Origin of the sequence: Flexivirga alba, from assembly GCF_042661025.1 — a bacterium.
Lineage (GTDB): Bacteria > Actinomycetota > Actinomycetes > Actinomycetales > Dermatophilaceae > Flexivirga > Flexivirga alba.
This window is the reverse complement of sequence record NZ_JBHSWH010000001.1, coordinates 233894-251538: the sequence shown is the minus strand read 5'-3', so window position 1 is coordinate 251538 and position 17645 is coordinate 233894. Positions and strand designations below refer to the sequence as shown.

The 17645-nt window shown below is 65.9% G+C and carries 13 protein-coding genes, 1 tRNA gene and 2 pseudogenes; 10 read left to right on the top strand and 6 right to left on the bottom strand.

Annotation, left to right across the window (positions count from 1 at the left end; genetic code table 11):
• Positions 1–81: 81 nt before the first annotated feature.
• Positions 82–154 (bottom strand) — tRNA-Thr (locus ACFQDH_RS01180).
• Between the two features lie 118 nt (positions 155–272).
• Between ACFQDH_RS01180 and mgrA the strand changes: the two genes are divergently transcribed.
• The 5 genes from mgrA to ACFQDH_RS01155 all read left to right on the top strand — a co-directional run bounded on the left by mgrA (position 273) and on the right by ACFQDH_RS01155 (position 6856).
• Entirely contained in the window at positions 273–1310 is a 1038-nt protein-coding gene (gene mgrA / locus ACFQDH_RS01175; RefSeq protein WP_382404784.1) for an L-glyceraldehyde 3-phosphate reductase, read from the top strand.
• Between the two features lie 184 nt (positions 1311–1494).
• Positions 1495–2901, top strand: coding sequence for an ABC transporter substrate-binding protein (locus tag ACFQDH_RS01170; protein ID WP_382397691.1), 1407 nt, complete (start codon positions 1495–1497; stop codon positions 2899–2901).
• The gene (locus tag ACFQDH_RS01165) at positions 2898–3869 is read left to right on the top strand and encodes a carbohydrate ABC transporter permease (RefSeq protein ID WP_382397689.1); all 972 of its coding nucleotides are present in this window, start codon (positions 2898–2900) and stop codon (positions 3867–3869) included. Before ACFQDH_RS01170 ends, ACFQDH_RS01165 begins: the two co-directional genes overlap by 4 nt.
• The gene (locus ACFQDH_RS01160; protein ID WP_382397687.1) at positions 3866–4762 is read left to right on the top strand and encodes a carbohydrate ABC transporter permease; all 897 of its coding nucleotides are present in this window, start codon (positions 3866–3868) and stop codon (positions 4760–4762) included. The genes ACFQDH_RS01165 and ACFQDH_RS01160 overlap by 4 nt, the downstream gene beginning before the upstream one ends.
• A 3-nt stretch (positions 4763–4765) precedes the next feature.
• Positions 4766–6856 carry an alpha-galactosidase gene (locus tag ACFQDH_RS01155; protein ID WP_382397685.1) on the top strand — a complete coding sequence of 697 codons (2091 nt, stop codon included), beginning with the start codon at positions 4766–4768 and terminating at the stop codon, positions 6854–6856.
• 75 nt (positions 6857–6931) lie between these two features.
• Here the strand turns inward: ACFQDH_RS01155 and ACFQDH_RS01150 are convergent, their stop codons facing one another.
• Together ACFQDH_RS01150 and ACFQDH_RS01145 are read right to left on the bottom strand one after the other, a co-directional pair.
• Complete coding sequence (locus tag ACFQDH_RS01150) at positions 6932–7696, bottom strand: SDR family NAD(P)-dependent oxidoreductase (protein ID WP_382397683.1); 765 nt, start codon at positions 7694–7696, stop codon at positions 6932–6934.
• Between the two features lie 107 nt (positions 7697–7803).
• Positions 7804–8961, bottom strand: a complete 1158-nt coding sequence (locus tag ACFQDH_RS01145) for an acyl-CoA dehydrogenase family protein (RefSeq protein WP_382397681.1) — start codon at positions 8959–8961, stop codon at positions 7804–7806.
• Between the two features lie 120 nt (positions 8962–9081).
• Here ACFQDH_RS01145 and ACFQDH_RS01140 point away from each other — a divergent pair, with 120 nt between their 5' ends.
• Genes ACFQDH_RS01140 through ACFQDH_RS01130 form a run of 3 tightly spaced genes read left to right on the top strand, consistent with a single transcriptional unit; the run spans position 9082 to position 12967 of the window.
• The gene (locus ACFQDH_RS01140) at positions 9082–11199 is read left to right on the top strand and encodes a DUF6421 family protein (RefSeq protein WP_382397679.1); all 2118 of its coding nucleotides are present in this window, start codon (positions 9082–9084) and stop codon (positions 11197–11199) included.
• Positions 11196–11900 (top strand): SDR family NAD(P)-dependent oxidoreductase, encoded by a 705-nt coding sequence (locus ACFQDH_RS01135; RefSeq protein WP_382397677.1) that lies wholly within the window; start codon positions 11196–11198, stop codon positions 11898–11900. Before ACFQDH_RS01140 ends, ACFQDH_RS01135 begins: the two co-directional genes overlap by 4 nt.
• The gene (locus tag ACFQDH_RS01130; protein ID WP_382397675.1) at positions 11897–12967 is read left to right on the top strand and encodes a threonine aldolase family protein; all 1071 of its coding nucleotides are present in this window, start codon (positions 11897–11899) and stop codon (positions 12965–12967) included. The genes ACFQDH_RS01135 and ACFQDH_RS01130 overlap by 4 nt, the downstream gene beginning before the upstream one ends.
• A gap of 116 nt (positions 12968–13083) precedes the next feature.
• On the opposite strand, the gene ACFQDH_RS01125 is transcribed toward ACFQDH_RS01130, so the two are convergent.
• Together ACFQDH_RS01125 and ACFQDH_RS01120 are read right to left on the bottom strand one after the other, a co-directional pair.
• Entirely contained in the window at positions 13084–13905 is an 822-nt protein-coding gene (locus ACFQDH_RS01125) for an SGNH/GDSL hydrolase family protein (RefSeq protein ID WP_382397673.1), read from the bottom strand.
• Positions 13902–14575, bottom strand: a pseudogene (locus ACFQDH_RS01120) (uracil-DNA glycosylase). The gene ACFQDH_RS01125 and the pseudogene ACFQDH_RS01120 overlap by 4 nt, the downstream one beginning before the upstream one ends.
• A gap of 56 nt (positions 14576–14631) precedes the next feature.
• Here ACFQDH_RS01120 and ACFQDH_RS01115 point away from each other — a divergent pair.
• Both ACFQDH_RS01115 and ACFQDH_RS01110 read left to right on the top strand, forming a co-directional pair.
• Positions 14632–15990 carry a pyridoxal phosphate-dependent decarboxylase family protein gene (locus ACFQDH_RS01115; RefSeq protein WP_382397671.1) on the top strand — a complete coding sequence of 453 codons (1359 nt, stop codon included), beginning with the start codon at positions 14632–14634 and terminating at the stop codon, positions 15988–15990.
• A gap of 131 nt (positions 15991–16121) precedes the next feature.
• Positions 16122–16415, top strand: a complete 294-nt coding sequence (locus ACFQDH_RS01110; protein ID WP_382397669.1) for a DUF3263 domain-containing protein — start codon at positions 16122–16124, stop codon at positions 16413–16415.
• Position 16416: 1 nt separating this feature from the next.
• On the opposite strand, the pseudogene ACFQDH_RS23900 reads toward ACFQDH_RS01110, so the two are convergent.
• A pseudogene (locus ACFQDH_RS23900) lies at positions 16417–17638 on the bottom strand (acyl-CoA dehydrogenase family protein).
• Between the last annotated feature and the right edge of the window lie 7 nt (positions 17639–17645).

The window sequence follows — 17645 nt, the reverse complement described above, 5'->3', positions numbered from 1 at the left end:
GTGGTGGCGTTCAGAACCTGAGCGTTTCCTGATATTTGTCGCGGTCGGGACGCAGGCATACAGCCCTCAGAACGGATACGGAGCCGGTGACAGGAGTCGAACCCGCGACATCTTCATTACAAGTGAAGCGCTCTACCAACTGAGCTACACCGGCGTGCCGCGGGACGGGCCCGCGAGCGGCCCAATGCTACCCATGGGTGCGGCGGTCCCACGAATCCAGCCACAACCAAGCCGTCAATCGGCATGGTGCTGCGAGGATGTATGGCGTGACGATGCATGCAGACGACTATCAAGCAGACCGTGGCCGCTACGACTCGATGACCTACCGGCGTTGTGGCACAAGCGGATTGGACCTTCCCGCCCTCTCACTCGGGCTCTGGCACAACTTCGGCGACGACGTGCCGCTGGACAGGCAACGCGCGATCCTGCGACGTGCCTTCGACCGGGGCGTGACGCACTTCGACCTGGCGAACAACTACGGCCCGCCATACGGCTCGGCGGAGCGCAACTTCGGCGCGATCTTCGCCCAGGACTTCAAGCGCTACCGCGACGAACTCATTCTGTCGACCAAGGCCGGCTACGACATGTGGCCCGGTCCCTACGGGCAGGGTGGCGGCTCGCGGAAGTACCTGCTCGCCTCGCTGGACCAGTCGTTGCAGCGGATGGGTGTCGACTACGTCGACATCTTCTACAGCCACCGCTTCGACGACACGACACCACTGGAGGAGACCCTCGGCGCACTCGACACCGCGGTCCGGCAGGGCAAGGCGCTGTATGTCGGGATCTCGTCATACAGCGGTCCACGGACGGCAGAGGCAGTGCGGATCCTGCGCGAAATGGGGACGCCGCTGTTGATCCACCAGCCGTCATACTCGATGCTCAACCGCTGGGTCGAAGAGGACCTGCTCGACACCCTCGGCATGAACGGCGTTGGCTGCATTGCCTTTTCGCCGCTTGCTCAGGGGATGCTGACGTCGAAGTACCTCAAGGGTGTCCCCGAGGGTTCGCGTGCGACCCAAGGGAAGTCGCTGGACCCGAAGATGCTGACCGAGTCGACAGTGAAGCACCTGCAGGCGCTCAACCGGATGGCCAAGAAGCGTGGTCAGACGCTGGCGCAGTTCGCGCTCTCGTGGGTGCTGCGCGACCAGCGCGTCACGTCCGTCCTCGTCGGCGCGTCCAGCGTCGAGCAACTCGAGGACAGCCTCGGGGCGTTGGACAACCTGGACTTCACCGACGACGAGCTGAAGAAGATCGACCGGCACGCCATTGATGCCGGCATCAATCTTTGGGCGAAATCTTCCGACAGCTGAGCACCTCCGGATATTCAGGCCCCGCCTCGGCGGGGCCTGAATGCTGTCCGTGGGTATCGCCAAATCCCTTGACACCCAAATGTTGGAGTGCTTGCATTCGATTGGTCGATCTTGAACGAATTTGTTTGATTTTCTCGGCCATCCAACGAGATTGGCAGCGATGCCGCGCACTGGGAGGCCAACCATGGTCGAGTCAAGATCCACCCATTCCACCCCGGACTCCGGGGCTCAGGGCATTGCCCGACGTCTCGGGCTCGGCGCCCCGGTCACCCGCCGGCGCGCGCTGACCGGCGCGGCCGCGATAGCCGGCGCTGGCTTCCTCAGCGCGTGTGGGACCAAGGGCAGCGGTGGCGGTTCGAGCAGCACCGGGACCTCGAGCGCCGGAGGCTCCCAGAAGCCGGTCGGGGGCAACTCGGTGTCGTTCGGGTCGAACTATTCAGACCCCGCGCCGAAGCAGGCGTTCGCGTCGCTCATCTCTGCTGCGGAGAAGAACACCGGTGTCAAGGTGTCGATCAACAGCGTCGACCACAACACCTTCCAGAACAACATCAACTCCTACCTGCAGGGCACCCCGAACGACCTGTTCACCTGGTTCGCGGGCTATCGGCTGCAGACCTTCGCGTCCAAGGGGCTGATCACCCAGATCGACGACGTCTGGGACAAGATCGGCTCCGGCTTCCCCGACGCGATCAAGGCACTGTCCAAGGGTGCGGACGGGCACTACTACCTCGTGCCGATCTACAACTACCCGTGGGTCGTCTTCCAGAACATGACGGTGTTCAACAAGCACGGATACGAGGTCCCCAAGAACTGGGACGCGCTGATCACCCTGTGTAAGAAGATCAAGGGTGACGGGCTTATCCCGTTCGCGTTCGGGCAGAAGGACGGCTGGCCCGCCCTCGGAACCTTCGACATCCTCAACCTGCGCATCAATGGCTACGACTTCCACATGCAGCTGTGCCAGCACAAGGTGCCGTGGACCGACTCGCGCCTGACCGCAGTCTTCGACCACTGGCGCGAACTGATGCCCTACTGCCAGACCGGCGCCACGGGCCGCATCTGGCAGGACGCGGCCAAGACCCTGGAGACCGGCAAGGCCGCCATGATGTTCCAGGGCACCAACCAGGTCGCCGCCCAGTATGTCGCCGACAAGGCCGACCTGAAGGCGCTGGACTTCTTCGTCTACCCCGAGATCAACGCCCAATGGGGCCAGGACTACATGGACGCACCGGCGGACGGGTTCTGCATCTCGGCCAAGGCCAAGAACGTCACTGCGTCCAAGAAGCTGCTGGAGTACATCGGGACCGGAGAAGCCGAGGCGTCATACCTGAAGTACGACCAGTGGGACGTCGCGGTCGCCAGCGGCGCGACCGTGCCCAGTTACAACGCGATCCAGAAGAAGTCCGTCGAGGTCATCGGCAAGTGCAAGTCGGTGGCGCAGTTCCTCGACCGTGACAGCGACGGCGGCTTTGCCGACAACACCGTGGCCGCAGCGTTCGACCAATTCATCAACAACCCGACCGCCGGTGAAGCGCAGTCCATCATGAAGAGTCTGGAGGCCCAAGCAAAGACGGTCTTCAAGACCTCATGACCGCACATCAGGTGAGCACGCCACCGGCGGCGTCGAAACCGCCGGGGCGTGCGAACCGCAAGCGCCGGCGAATTCGCTCATTCTCCCGGCGCGACAAGCTGCTGATGCTCTTCATGCTCGGCATACCGCTGCTCGCGGATCTGCTGTTCATCTGGCTGCCGGCGATCGCGACGGTCGGTCTGTCGTTCGCCACCTGGGACAACCTCGGCGGCTTCAGCTCGATCAAGGGCAATGGGCTCGACAACTACAAATTCGCAGCGCAGACCGACCCGCAGTTCTGGCCTGCCGTCGAACACAACGTCATCTGGCTGTTGGTCTTCGTCTGCATCGCGACCCCGCTGGGGATGTTCTTCGCGGTCCTGATCGACCGCAACATCAAGGGCAGTCGGATCTACCAGAGCGTTCTCTTCCTGCCGGTGATGCTGTCCCTGGCGCTGATCGGCATCATCTGGGAACTGATCTACTCGCAGAATTTCGGCCTGCTCAATTCGGCGCTCGGCCGAACCGGCGACAGCAACGCGATCGACTGGCTGGGCAACCCGCACCTGAACCTCTGGGCGGTGCTGGTCGAGGCCAGCTGGCGGCAAGCAGGTTACGTGATGGTGCTCTATCTGGCCGGCCTGAAGGCCGTCGATCCGACTCTGCGAGAAGCAGCTTCGCTCGACGGCGCCAACGCGTGGACGACGTTCTGGAAGGTGATCTTCCCGGTGCTGCGTCCGATCAACGTCGTCGTGCTGGTGATCACCGTGATCGAGTCGTTGCGGGCTTACGACCTGGTGTACATCACCTCGAAGGGTGCTGTGCTGCCCGGATTGGAACTGCTCTCGATGCTGGTCACCGAGTGGATCATGGGTCAGACCCAGCGCATCGGTTACGGGTCGGCGCTCGCCACTGTTCTGCTGCTCGTCTCCCTCGTGCCGATCTGCATCTTCCTGTGGAACAACTTCCGCAAGGAGGAGGCCCGATGACTGCTGAAAGCCTGCCCGTGACCGCGGCGTCACGACGGTTCCAGAAGGGCCGGTTCTTCGCGACGGCGTTCATGATTCTGATGACGGTCTTGTGGATCCTGCCGATCCTCGCCGCCATCTATGTGGCGTTGCGGCCGGTGTCGAGCACCGCGAAATACGGCTACGCCTCCCTGCCCCACGGGGGACTGACTTTCAGCAATTTCAGCTCCGCCTGGTCGCAGGGCAACATGGCCCACTACTTCCTCAACACGCTCTACATCGTGGTGCCTGCCGTGATCGTCGCGTTGTTGCTGGCGTCCATGGTGGCGTTCGTCCTGTCGCGGTTGCGGACCTGGTGGAGCATCGCGTTGCTGATCCTCTTCACCGCCGGCAACCTGCTCCCGCCGCAGGCCATCATCACCCCGCTCTACTGGATCTACACCCAGCTGGTGGTGCCGGGCTGGGTGAGTTCCTCGGGGACTCTCTACAACACCTACCTCGGTCTGATCATCATCAACGTCACCTTCCAGCTCGGCTTCTGTGTCTTCGTGCTCCGCAACTTCATGCAGGCGATTCCGGAGGAGATGTATGAAGCCGCGCGCGTGGACGGCGCCGGATTGTTCACCCAGTGGTGGCGGCTCACGCTGCCGATGTGCCGACCGGCCCTCGGTGCGCTGGGCACCTTGCTGACGATCTGGATCTACAACGACTTCTTCTGGGCAACCGTGCTGATGAGTTCCGGCAGTGAGCGCCCGATCACCTCGGCGCTCAACGATCTGCAGGGCCAGTTCGTCAGCAACCAGAACCAGATCGCTGCGGCTGCACTGCTTGCCGCGATCCCGACCCTGATCGTTTTCCTGGTGCTGCAACGGCAGTTCATCGCCGGGCTCTCGCTCGGCTCCAGCAAGGGCTGACCGGTGCGTTTTCCCGCCCGCGCCGGCACCACGCTCGGCATGGACGTGCCGGCGGTCGGCGAGCCGCTGCCGTCGGTCGGCTACGTGGCGCAGCTGCCCGACGAACCGGCCGGCGACCTGTATGACGCCCGCCCGGGCTGCCCGCTGCTCGTCGAGCAGTGGCGCGGCAACGTGGTCCGGCCAGGGATCGTCGGGCACGGGGTCGTCGCGGGGCCTGACGGGCTCGGCGCCGGCCGGTCCTGGACGACGAAGTTCATCGTCGACCGCGTGGTGCGCAGTGACGACCGGCTCGAGTTCGGTGCAGTCGACGAGAGTTCCGGACTGGGATTCACCTGTGAGGTCGAGGCGCTCGCGGGTGGCGCCATCCGGATCCGTCATACGCTGACCAACCGCGCCGCCGGTGTCTATCTCCTGGACGAATTGTCGGTCAGTGTGCCGATCCCGGACGACCACACTGAGCTGCTCGAATTCACCGGCCGACACGGCGGGGAACGGGTCCCGCAGCGCCACCCGATTGTCGACGGGGTCTCGCTGCACGAGTCGCGGGCCGGCAAGCCCGGCTGCGAGTCGGCGACGATATTGGTTGCCGGGACCCCCGGCTTCGGTTTCGCGCACGGTCGGGTCGTCGGTATGACGGTGGCGTGGAGCGGCAACACGCGGCTCGGCGCCGCCCGCGGAGCCCAAGGACCGGCGTTCCTGCTCGGCGGGGAGCTTCTGCAACCCGGCGAGATCGCGTTGGGCATGGGCGAAAGCTACACGACCCCATGGGTTTTCGTGATCGCTGCAGAGGACGGGCTCGATGGCCTCGCGCATGCACTGCACACCTGGCAGCGCACGCTGCCGACCCACCCGGGTCCGCAGCCGGCGACGCTGAATGTGTGGGAGGCGGTCTATTTCGACCACCGGCAGGACAAGCTGGAGGAGTTGGCGCGGCTCGCCGCGCGGGTCGGCATGGAGCGCTTCGTCCTCGACGACGGCTGGTTCCACCTGCGACGCAATGATCATGCAGGCCTGGGGGACTGGTGGGTCGACCCGGATGTCTGGCCGGACGGCTTGCAGCCGTTGGCCGACACAGTGCACGGACTCGGTATGGCGTTCGGCCTCTGGTTCGAGCCGGAGATGATCAACCCCGACTCAGGCCTCTTTCGAGCACACCCGGAGTGGGTCCTGCAGCCTGCCGGCCGACTGCCGCTCGAGCAGCGTAACCAGCAGGTTCTCGACCTGACTCACGACGCGGCGTGGACGACCGTGCGGGACCAGCTGGATGCCGTATTGACTGCGACACCAGTCGATTTCGTCAAGTGGGATCACAATCGGGACCTACTCGAGGCTGGCAGCACCGCCCGCGAGGGCGCACCCGCGTTCCACGACCAGACTGAGGCGTATCTGCGGTTGCTCGACGACCTGCGACAGCGCCATCCGCAGATCGCCTGGGAGTCCTGCGCGAGCGGCGGCGGACGGATCGACCTCGGCACGATCGAGCACGTGCAGCGCTTCTGGACCTCAGACATGACCGATGCGTTGGCGCGTCAGCGGATCCAGCGCTGGACCGGGCAACTTGTCGCACCGGAATACCTGGGCGCGCACATCTCGGCGCCGACTTCGCACCAGACCGGCCGCACCCTTGGACTTGACTTTCGTGCTGGCACAGCGCTTTTCGGGTCCTTCGGCATCGAGTGGGACCTGACCGGTGCCAGCGAAGCGGACCTGGACCGCATCGCCGAGTGGACGCAGATCTACCGGTCGCACCGTGCGCTGCTGCAGGGCGGCCGGACCTTCCGTTGCGACCTGCCGGACCCGACGGCCCATGGCTATGGGGTCGTTGCTGAAGACGGCAGTGAAGCCATCGTGGCACTCGCGCAACTCGACGAGAGTGCCTCGAATCGCGGGAACACGCTTCGGATTCCGGGCCTGCAGCCGCAGACTCGTTATCGCGTCGTGTGGCTCGGGCCCGTCGCCGAGTCGGCAACCGGACCACTCGGTGACCAGACGATCAGCGGTGCCGCGCTCGCGACCTCGGGCTTGTGGTTACCCCGCCAGCGCCCGGAAACGGTCAGCATCCTGCACATGGGGTGTTCTAACCGAGAGGAGTAGCCAACGACCGAGGGGAGTACGAAAACACCTCGATTCCGTACTCCGCTCAGTCAGTTGGTACTCCTCTCGGTCAATTCACCGAGGGGGCATCCGGAGTGCTCCGTCGAGGCGGATGACCTCGCCGTTGAGCATCTGGTTGTCGACGATGTGCGCAACGAGCGAGGCGTATTCGTCCGGGCGGCCGAGGCGCGAGGGATGCGGGACCTGCGCTTCGAGCGTCGACTTCACGTCGTTCGGCAGGCCGGCGAGCATCGGCGTCTCGAAAGTGCCGGGGGCGATGGTCATCACCCGTATTCCCTTGTCGGCCAAGTCCCGTGCTGCGGTCAGCGTCAGTCCGACGATGCCCGCTTTGGAGGACGCGTATGCCGCCTGGCCGATCTGGCCGTCATACGCAGCAACCGACGCGGTCATGGTGATGACGCCGCGGTCGCCGTCGAGGGGCTCGTTGCCGACCATCTGCTCGGCGGCCAGGCGCAGCACGTTGAAGGTGCCGATCAGATTGATCTGCACGACCTTGGCGAATGCTTCGAGGGGCAGCACGCCGCGCTTGCTGATGACTCGGCCGGGCGTCGCGACGCCTGCGCAGTTGACGACGATCCGCAACGTGCCCAGGGCGGCCGCTGCGTCGACGGCAGCCTTGACCTGCTCCTCGTCGGTGACATCGGCCGCGACGAATTGTGCTCTCTCGCCGAGGGATTCGGCAACGTCGGCGCCCTTGGAGCTCGGGAGGTCCAGCAGGACGACGGCGGCGCCATCGGCATACAGCTTGCGTGCTGTCGCCTCGCCGAGGCCCGAGCCTGCCCCGGTGACCAGTGCGACGGTGGTGGAGTCGATCTTCATTGTGAGGTGCCCTTTCCGTGAAGTTCATTCAAAACAGGCTCAGGAGGCTCGTAACCCGCTGGCGTTGCAGGGAGCTAGCGATCAGCAACGCCAACGGAGAATGAGCCTCATTGGGTGACTTCACGCAGCAGCTGCCGTGAGATCACCAGTCGTTGGATCTGGTTGGTGCCCTCGAAGATCTGGGTCACCTTCGCCTCGCGCATGAAGCGTTCGGCCGGGAAGTCTGTCGTGTAGCCGGCACCGCCGAGCACTTGCACGGCGTCGGTCGTCACCCGCATCGCGGCGTCGGTGGCGATCAGCTTGGCGACGGCGGCCTGCTTGGAGAACGGTCGCCCCGCATCCTTCAGCCGAGCCGCGTGCAGGTAGGTCGCCCGGGCGGAAGTCGTAGCAGCTTCCATGTCCGCCAGTAGGAACGCGAGCCCCTCGAACTTCGAGATCGACTGCCCGAACTGCTTGCGCTCCACGGCGTATGACGTGGCGAGATCCAACGCGGCCTGCGCCAAACCCGTTGCGGCCGCAGCAATGCCGAGGCGTCCGGCGTCGAGTGCGGCCAGCGCGATCGCCATTCCTTGCCCGCGCTCGCCAATCATCCGACCCGCATCGACGGCGACCTTGTCGAAGTGCACCTCGGCGACCGGGTCGCCGGCAAGGCCCATCTTGCGTTCGGGGACGCCGAAGCTGAGGCCGGCCGCGTCAGCCGGCACGATGAAGCACGAGATGCCCTTGCCACCAGTGTCATCCGTGCGCGCGAAGGCCGTGTAGTAGTCGGCATGCGCCGCGTGCGAGATCCAGCTCTTGGTGCCGCTGAGGGTGGCGCTGCCGTCCGCGCCGAGGGTGGCGCGCGTGCGCATCGACGCGATGTCCGAGCCCGCTTCGCGCTCGGAAAGGCAGTAACCGCCGAGGGTTTCGCCACTGAGCATGTCCGGCAGCAAGGCCCGGCGTTGTTCATCCGTGCCGAAGTGTTCGACCGGGTATGCCGTCAGGGAGTGCACCGAGACGCCGATGGCGATGCTCATCCACGCCATCGCGAGCTCCTCGACGACCTGCAGGTAGATCTCGTAGGGCTGCTCGCCGCCGCCGAATTCCTCGGGGTAGGCCAGCGACAACAGGCCGGCCCGGCCGAGCGTGCGGAAGACATCGCGAGGCGGCGCAGCGGTGCGCTCCACCTCGTCAACGATTGGGGTCAGCTCGCGTGCGGCGATCTCGCGGGTGAGCTCGATCAGGTCCGCCGCATCAGCCGTGGGAAGGATGCGATCGACCGGCATGCCTTGGAGCGTAATGCGCGTCACATTGACTGGGTCAACTGGGTTGGAAACCGCAAGTCTTCCTGTCTAGAATCGAGATGACAAGAGAATCTCCTATAGATGACGAAGGATGTGACTGAAATGAGCGTCTTCCCGAAGGTGGTCGTGGAGCAGGCCCACAGCAGCGCCTGGGCGTTGACCAGGGCGACCGCGGCAATGATGAACCCGGCGAACCCGGCCGACTCCTCGCTGGAGAAGGCTGCCGACACGCTGCGGGGTCGCGGCTTCGACGTGGTCGGTCACGAGTCCGGTCCGTTGGTCGCCGAGGCGCTCGCAGGTGCCGACGTGCTCGTCATCGATCACCCCGCGGCCAAGGAGGCCGAGAAGACCACTGGTGATCTGCCTCCAGTGCTGGAGGCTGGGGAGATCGACACCGTCGTCGAGTTCGTCGAGCAGGGCGGCGGCCTGGTGGTCCTCGCCGAGTGCGACCAGGACGTCTACGGCAACAACCTCAACGAGTTGCTCGCCCGCTTCGGTCTGCACGTCCCCAGCACCACCGTGCACGAGACGGCCGAGGGCGGCCGCCGCTTCCACGAGAACGCCACCTGGGTGCTCGCCGACATCGAAGGCGGGCTCGGCCAGGGACTGCTCGCCGGGGTCGACGAGTTGTGCTTCTATCGCGCCGGCGTCATCGACGTCTCGGGCGCACCCGAGGCGAAGGTGCTCGCGCGGACCAGCGCGTCGGCATACCCCGCCCGCCAGCCACTGGCCGTTGCACTCCCGTATGGCGCGGGGCGCGTCGTCGTGCTGGCCGACTCCGACATCGTGGGCGATGACTCCATCGATGAGCTGGACCACCGCCGCTTCTGGACCAACCTGGTCACCTGGGCGAGTGCCGCACGCAAACAGGCCGGCACGGTCACCTCGATCGGCTCCGGTGTCGACCGCAGCCCCGAGTGGCTGGCGCTCAAGGCCGCTGTCGAAGAGCTGCGGCTGATGCAGGCGAAGGACGGCTCCATCGAGGACGCGGGCAAGCACGCTCGGGCTGCTGAGCTCGTCGAGACCATGAAGACCGAAATCGCAGCGCTGGCACCGCGATTCCCGCACGACGCCGACTACCTGGCGCAGCTGCCTAGCGACCTGGCGAAGTGGGTCGACAGCGGTTTCGTCGAGCCCGACTTCCTGGACTCACTGATGAAGTTCCGCCCCGACTTGTCCCGCGCGGACGGCATCGAGCATCTCGTCGTCTTCCCGATGTACACCCAGAACGGCAACCTGGACCGCGTCTTCGAGGCGCTGCTGATCTCCGTGCAGTGGCCGGACTGGCTGGCCGAGCTGGAGCAGACCTACTACAACAAGATGTTCCTCGCGGTCAACTTCATCGACTTCACGCCCGGCTACGACACCAACTCGGCAGTGCTCTTCCCGGAAACCGTTGCGGTGCGCGAGGTTCCGAAGTTCAGCTGGGGTGCGATCTTCTGCGACCGGGAGGGTGCCCGCTTCCGCCGGGTTGTGTCCGCGGCGTCCGAGCTGTTGTCGCTGCAACTCCCGCCGGATGGCGAGCGGCTCGTAGCCTCACAGGAACTGGTGCAGTCGACGTTCGCGATGTGGGACATGATCCACGACCGCACGCACAGCCACGGCGACCTGCCCTTCGATCCCTTCATGATCAAGCAGCGGATGCCGTTCTGGATGTACGCGCTCGAGGAGTTGCGCTGTGATCTCAACACCTTCCGGCAGGCGGTCAAGCTGGAGGCCGAGGACCAGCCATACGCCCGATTCGTCCAGCTGGCAATCCTTTTCGACCGGCTCTTCCGTTTCCCGATCACCGGTGACCGCCACCGCAACTACGACGGTCTGGGTGGACAGCTGATGTTCGGCTACCTGCACAAGCACGACGCGCTGCGCTGGACCGACAACAAGCTGTCCTTCGACTGGCGGCGGGTGCCCGAGGTCATCGTGCAGTTGTGCGACGAGGTCGAGGTGCTCTACCGCAGCGGCATCGACCGGTCGCGCGTCGGACACTGGCTGGCCGCGCACGAGTTCGTCGCGACGTATGTCGTGCCCAACCCCGGGTCGACCTGGGCCAAGGGCGCCGAGGCACTGCCTTTCGACGGCACGAAGACCAAGGCCCTGAACGACCTTGTGCTCGATGACGAGTTCCCGCTCAACGTCTTCTACGAGGCGCTGCGTAAGCAGATGGCGTCGGTGATCGCCTCCACCTCCGGCATCACCGCGTCCACGGCTGATGCCGCATGAGCGCCACTGATCTCACAGGATCCGTCATCGTCGTCGCCGGCGCCGCCGGAGATCAAGGCAAGCCGACCGCTGCGGCGTTCGCCGCGGCGGGCGCCACGGTGATCGCGGCCGGTCGCAACGCAGACCGGCTCGCCGACGTCGTCGCGCTCGACCCAGAGCGCATCGTCGCCTCGGTCGTGGACCTCTCGGACGACACTGCGACCAAGGAGTGGGCGCAGGCGCTGGTCACCGAGCACGGCCGCGTCGACGGTTTGATGCATCTGGTCGGTGGCTGGCGCGGCGGCAAGGGCATCGTCGAAGGTGACCTGGCCGACTGGGACGTGTTGGAGGCCAGTCTGATTCGCACGCTGCAGCACGCGACGAGGGCGCTGCACGACCCGATCCTGGCGTCCCCGCACGGCCGGATCGCGATCATCTCGTCGACCGGCCTGGACAAGCCGCGGGCGACGAACGCGGCATACCTGACCGCGAAGGCCGGCGCGGAGATGTGGCTGCGCGCAGTTGCCGACTCCTACAAGGAGTCCGACGCTGCGGCGTCCATCGGGCGGATCATGGCGCTGGTGACGCCGCAGATGCAGGCCGAGAAGCCCGACGGATACAAGAAATTCACCTTGGTCGACGATATCGCCGACTGGCTGGTCGGCCTCTACGCGCGGCCCGCCGCTGAGGTCAACGGCGCGATTGAGACGATTACCCGGTGAGCGACACCCAGACTTTCCCCAAGCCCCTGCACGATCCGAGCGTTCGTGGATTCGCCAGTGACAACTACTCCGGGGTCCACCCGGAGATCCTGGCGGCGATCGTCCGCGCGAACGGCGGGCACCAGGTCTCGTATGGCGAGGACGTCTACACCGAGCACTTGCAGGAAGTCTTCGCGCAGCACTTCGGTCCCGGTGTGGAAGCGTTCCCCGTCTTCAACGGCACTGGCGCGAATCTCGTTGCGTTGCAGTCGGTCACGAAGCGTTGGGAGGCAGTGATCTGCACCAGCACGGCGCACATCCATGTCGACGAGTGTGCAGCGCCGGAGCGGATGGGCGGACTGAAGCTGATGGTCGTCCCGACGCGGGACGGCAAGCTCACGCCGGAGCTGATCGCGACCGTGTCGCTCGGACGGGGTGACGAGCACCACGCACAGCCGCGGGTCGTGTCGATCACGCAGACGACCGAGCTGGGCACGGCATACACCGTTGACGAGATCCGGGCGATCGTCGAGCACGCACATGCGAACGACATGGTGCTGCACGTCGACGGCTCCCGGTTGTCGAATGCCGCTGCCAGTCTTGGGGTTTCGTTCCAGGAGATGATCACCGACACCGGTGTCGACATCGTGTCCTTCGGCGGCACCAAGAACGGCCTGATGGTCGGTGAAGCAGTGCTGGTGCTCACCCCGGACGTCGTCGACGGCATGAAGTTCCTGCGCAAGCAGTCGATGCAACTGGCCTCGAAGATGCGCTTCGTCTCCGCCCAGCTGATCGCGTTGCTGTCCGACGACCTCTACCTGCGCAACGCCGGGCACGCCAACGCCATGGCGCAGCGGCTGGTCGAGGGTGTGCGCGGCTTGCCGGGTCTGAGCGTGCCGCTGCCCGTGCAGGCCAACGGCGTCTTCCCGATCCTGCCGACCGAGGTGTCGGAGCGGCTGATGGAGAAGTTCCGGTTCTACTTCTGGGACGAGGCCACCGGCCAGGTCCGCTGGATGTGCTCGTTCGACACCACAGAGGCCGACGTCGACGCCTTCATCGCGGCAGTCCGCGCGGAGCTCACTGCCTGAACCTCCTCGCCGAGAGGACACCAAACACACTGACAGGACACGAAAAGGCGGCCGATCAGCGGCCTTTTTCGTGTCCTGTCGATCAGTTCGTGTCCTCTCGGCGAGGGGAGGGGCGGTCAGTTGTCGATCGGCGTGAGCTCGTCGACCGAAACCGTCTGCAGCTCAGGCCTTTTCGCGGCGCGGTTGTCGCCGGAGCTCTCGTGCTTGATCCGTCGCTCCACCCACGGTGCGAGATGGGTGCGAGCCCAGGCGGCGTGCGCCTGCGCGGACTCAAAGCGGGAGAGCGGCGGCGCGGGTGCCAGCGGCACGGTCCAGTCGCGCTCGCCCTCGCGTAGGCCGAGCGTCCACGCCGCCTGCTCGGCGACCCGCTGATGCCCGAGCGTCGACAGGTGCAACCGGTCCGGACCCCACATGCGCACGTCGCGCAACGCACGCAGGGTCCACGTGTCGAGGACGAACGCACCGTGTCGCTGCGCGATGCCCCACACATTCAGGCTGTGTATGGCGACCCGGCGCCCGATCACCTTCAGGAAGGGCGCCCAGGTCGGATCACAACTGGTGGCCATCAGCACATCGGCGCCGGTTGCTCGGATGCGTTCGACGGCGCCTTCCAGCTCGTCGGCCAACGCGTCGAGATCGGCCTTCGGGCGCAGGCAGTCGTTGCCACCGGCGACGATGCTGACCAGATCGGGCTGCAACTCCAACGCCGCATCGGTCTGCGGACCGCTGACGTCGGCGAGCAGCTTGCCGCGAATGGCGAGGTTCGCGTAGCCGAATGTGGTTGATGTTGTTGCATTTTCGGCGGCAAATGCGGCGGCCAGCCGATCGGCCCAGCCGGCATACGTCCCCGGCTCGGTGGTGGACTCGTCCACCATTCCCTCGGTGAACGAGTCGCCGATGGCGACATAGCGCTGCCAGCGACGCGGCTGAGGGCTCACGGCAAACTCCAATCGATCGGGTCGGCACCTTGGTCGGTGAGCAACTTATTGGCCTGACTGAACGGCCGGGAGCCGAAGAAGCCCCGGTACGCCGACAGCGGCGATGGGTGCGCACTCGTCACGAACGGCACCTGGCCGAGATGGCTGCCGAGCGCCCGTGCCTTGCTGCCCCAGAGGATCGCGACCAGTGGCCCGCCACGCGTCACCAGCCCGGCGATCGCAGCGGCGGTGACGTGCTCCCAGCCGATGTCGTGATGGCTGTTGCTGTCGCCGGGACGCACCGTGAGCACTCGGTTGAGCAGCAGCACCCCTGGTCCACCCACGGCGAGAGGTCACCGTTGCTCGGCGGTGGGCAGCCGATGTCGCTGGTCAGTTCCTGGTAGATGTTGCGCAGGCTCGCCGGCACCGGGCGCTCGGGCGACACCGAGAACGACAATCCGACGGCGTCGCCCGGTGTCGGGTAGGGATCCTGGCCGACGATGAGGACGCGCACGTCGTCCAGAGGTCGCTCGAATGCGCGCAACACCTTGTCGCCGCTGGGTAGGTAGCCGCGGCCGGCAGCGATCTCCGCGCGGAGGAATTCGCCGCACTCGGACACCTTGTCGGCCACCGGTTCCAGGACCGGCAACCAGGACTCATGGACCAGCTCGTCGAGGGGTCGGACCGTCATACCGACAACCTAACCGGACGGAGCGAGAGGGCCGGCTCGGCCCATAGACTCTGCGGGTGCACCGTTTTACCGAAGACACCGCAGACCTGGGCCGGGCGATCCTGAAGTATGCCGCCGAGCGGCTCTCGTTGGATCCCGTACCCCTGGACTTCAGCCGAACCGTCGAGGAGCTGGACGCCGTTGCCGGCGAAGCGATCTCGGCTGATGGCATCGGTGGCCAGGCGGCGCTCCGGCTCTTCGAGGACGAGCTCGCGCTGGCCTGTCTGTCGATCGACCACCCGCGATACCTGTCGTTCATCCCGTGCGCACCCACCCGTGAGGCGGCGATGTTCGACCTCGTGGTCGGTGCATCGTCCATCTACGCCGGCTCCTGGCTCGAAGGCGCCGGCGCGGTGTATGCCGAGAACCAGGCGCTGCGCTGGATCGCGGATCTCGCCGGACTGCCCGAGGGAGCCGGCGGCGGATTCGTCCAGGGCGGGACGATCGGCAACCTCTCGGCCCTGGTCGCTGCTCGTGCGACGGCGCGAGCGAACGCCGCGCGAACTCGCGACGACGCGAGGCCGTTCCGAGTGGCGGCGACCGCCGGATCGCACTCGTCGATCGCGTCCGCGTGCGAGGTCATGGATGCCGAGCTGATGCCGGTGCCGCTCGACGACCAACTGCGGTTGACCGGCGACGCGCTGCGCGAGGTGCTGCTGCGGGAAGGCCCCGAGACGTTCTTCGCGGTCGTCGCGACGGCCGGCACCACGAACCTCGGCGTGATCGACGACCTGGAGTCGGTGGCCGCCGTGTGCAAGGAGTTCGGCATCTGGTTCCACGTCGATGGCGCGTATGGCGGGGCCGGTCTCGCCGCGCCGAGCGTTCGCGACCGCTACAAGGGCGTCGAGCAGTGCGACTCGTTCATTGTCGACCCGCACAAGTGGCTCTTCGCCCCGTTCGACTGCTGCGCCCTGCTCTACCGCGAGCCGTCGCTGGCGCGGGCCGCGCACACGCAGCACGCGTCATACCTCGATGTCCTGAACGAAACGCCCGACTGGAACCCGACGGACTACTCGATCGGGCTGACTCGCCGGGCGCGCGGCCTGCCCTTCTGGTTCTCACTCGTCGCCAACGGCACTGATGCCTACACGGCGGCCATCGAGCAGACGCTCGAGGTTGCGCGGTTCGCTGCCGCGCAGATCAACGAGCGGCCCTACGTCGAGTTGGTTCGTGAGCCGGACCTGTCCGTGGTGGCGTTCCGTCGGGTCGGGTGGACCCCGCGGGATTATCAGCAATGGTCTGACGGGTTGCTGCAGCGCCAGGAGGCGTTCGTCGTGCCGAGCTCACACGCCGGCGAGACCATCGCGCGGTTCGCGATCGTCAACCCGAACACCACCACCGATGACATCGCTGCGATCCTCGACTCGATGGCGTAGATCTCACTTCGGTAACTCCAGTCACACGCGTCACGACATGCCGCGCCGGGTGCTTGCCGGAATGACATCGATGTGATTTACCGCCTATCATCGTGAACGGACATCGGCTCACGAGTGAAAGGACCGCATCCATGAGCGCAGCGGAGCAGCAGGTGATGCCGTCGACTGACGGCGAACTGAGCGAGCGTGACGCAGCGATCCTGGCGTTCGAGCGCAACTGGTGGAAACTCCAGGGCGCGAAGGAGCAGGCGATCCGCGAGACGTTCAACATGAGTTCTACCCGCTACTACCAGGTGCTCAACGCCACCATCGACACTCCCGCCGCGCTCCGCTACGACCCGATGCTGGTCAAGCGGCTGCAGCGGCTGCGGGCCGGCCGGATGCGCCAGCGCACCGCACGGCGCCTCGGCTTCGACACCGAGTGAGCTAGCCCCGGGCTTCGGCCTGACGTCGTAGCTCGTTGCGGGCCAGCGACGCCTTGTGCACCTCGTCCGGGCCGTCGGCGAAGCGCAGCGTGCGGATCCCGGCATACGCACGAGCGAGCGGGAAGTCCTGGGAGAGGCCGCCTGCGCCATACACCTGGATCGCCTTGTCGAGGATCCACTGCACCGTCTCGGGCGTCGCGATCTTGATCGCCTGGATCTCCGTGTGAGCGCCCTTGTTGCCGACCGTGTCCATCAGCCAGGCGGTCTTGAGCACCAGGAGCCGTAACTGCTCGATACGCACCCGCGACTGCGCAATCCAATCGCGTATGACGCCCTGCTCCGACAGCGGCTTGCCGAAGGCGACGCGCGCTTCAGCCCGGGCACACATCAGCTCGATCGCCTTCTCTGCCAAGCCGATCGACCGCATGCAGTGATGGATGCGCCCGGGGCCGAGACGTGCCTGGGCGATCGCGAAGCCCTGTCCCTCACCGGCGATGAGGTTGCTCGCCGGGACACGGACGTCGTGGAATTCCAGCTCGGCGTGGCCGCCGTGGTCGTGGTCGTCATACCCGAAGACCTCCATGCCACGCTTCACAACAAGACCGGGGTGTCCCGCGGCACCAGGATCTGCGACTGCTGGCGGTGCCGCTCGGCGCTCGGGTCGGTCTTGCCCATGACGATGAAGATCTTCGCGTCCGGGTTCATCGCACCGGTGATCCACCACTTGCGGCCGTTGAGGACGTACTCGTCGCCGTCGCGCTCGATGCGGGTGGCGATATTGGTGGCATCCGAGGAGGCAACGTCGGGCTCGGTCATCGCGAACGACGAGCGAATCTCCCCGCGTAGCAACGGTTTCAGCCATTGCTCCTGCTGCTCGGGAGTGCCGAATTCGTTCAACACTTCCATGTTGCCGGTGTCGGGCGCCGAGCAGTTGAGGGCGGCCGGCGCGAGGAAGGAGCGTCCGGTGATCTCCGCGAGCGGGGCGTACTGCAGGTTGGTCAGCCCGGCACCGTTGTCGCCGGGCAGGAAGAGATTCCACAGGCCCTGCGACTTGGCCTTGTCCCGCAGTTCGTGCAGCACCGGCATCCGACTCCACGCCCAGGGTCCTCGGACTCGGCCAGTTGCTGCTCGAAGGCCGGCTCGGCCGGGGTCACCTCGTCATCGAGGAACTTGCGGACGCGCTGTTGTAGGTCCGTTGTCTGTGCGTCGAACTCGAAATCCATTGCTGCG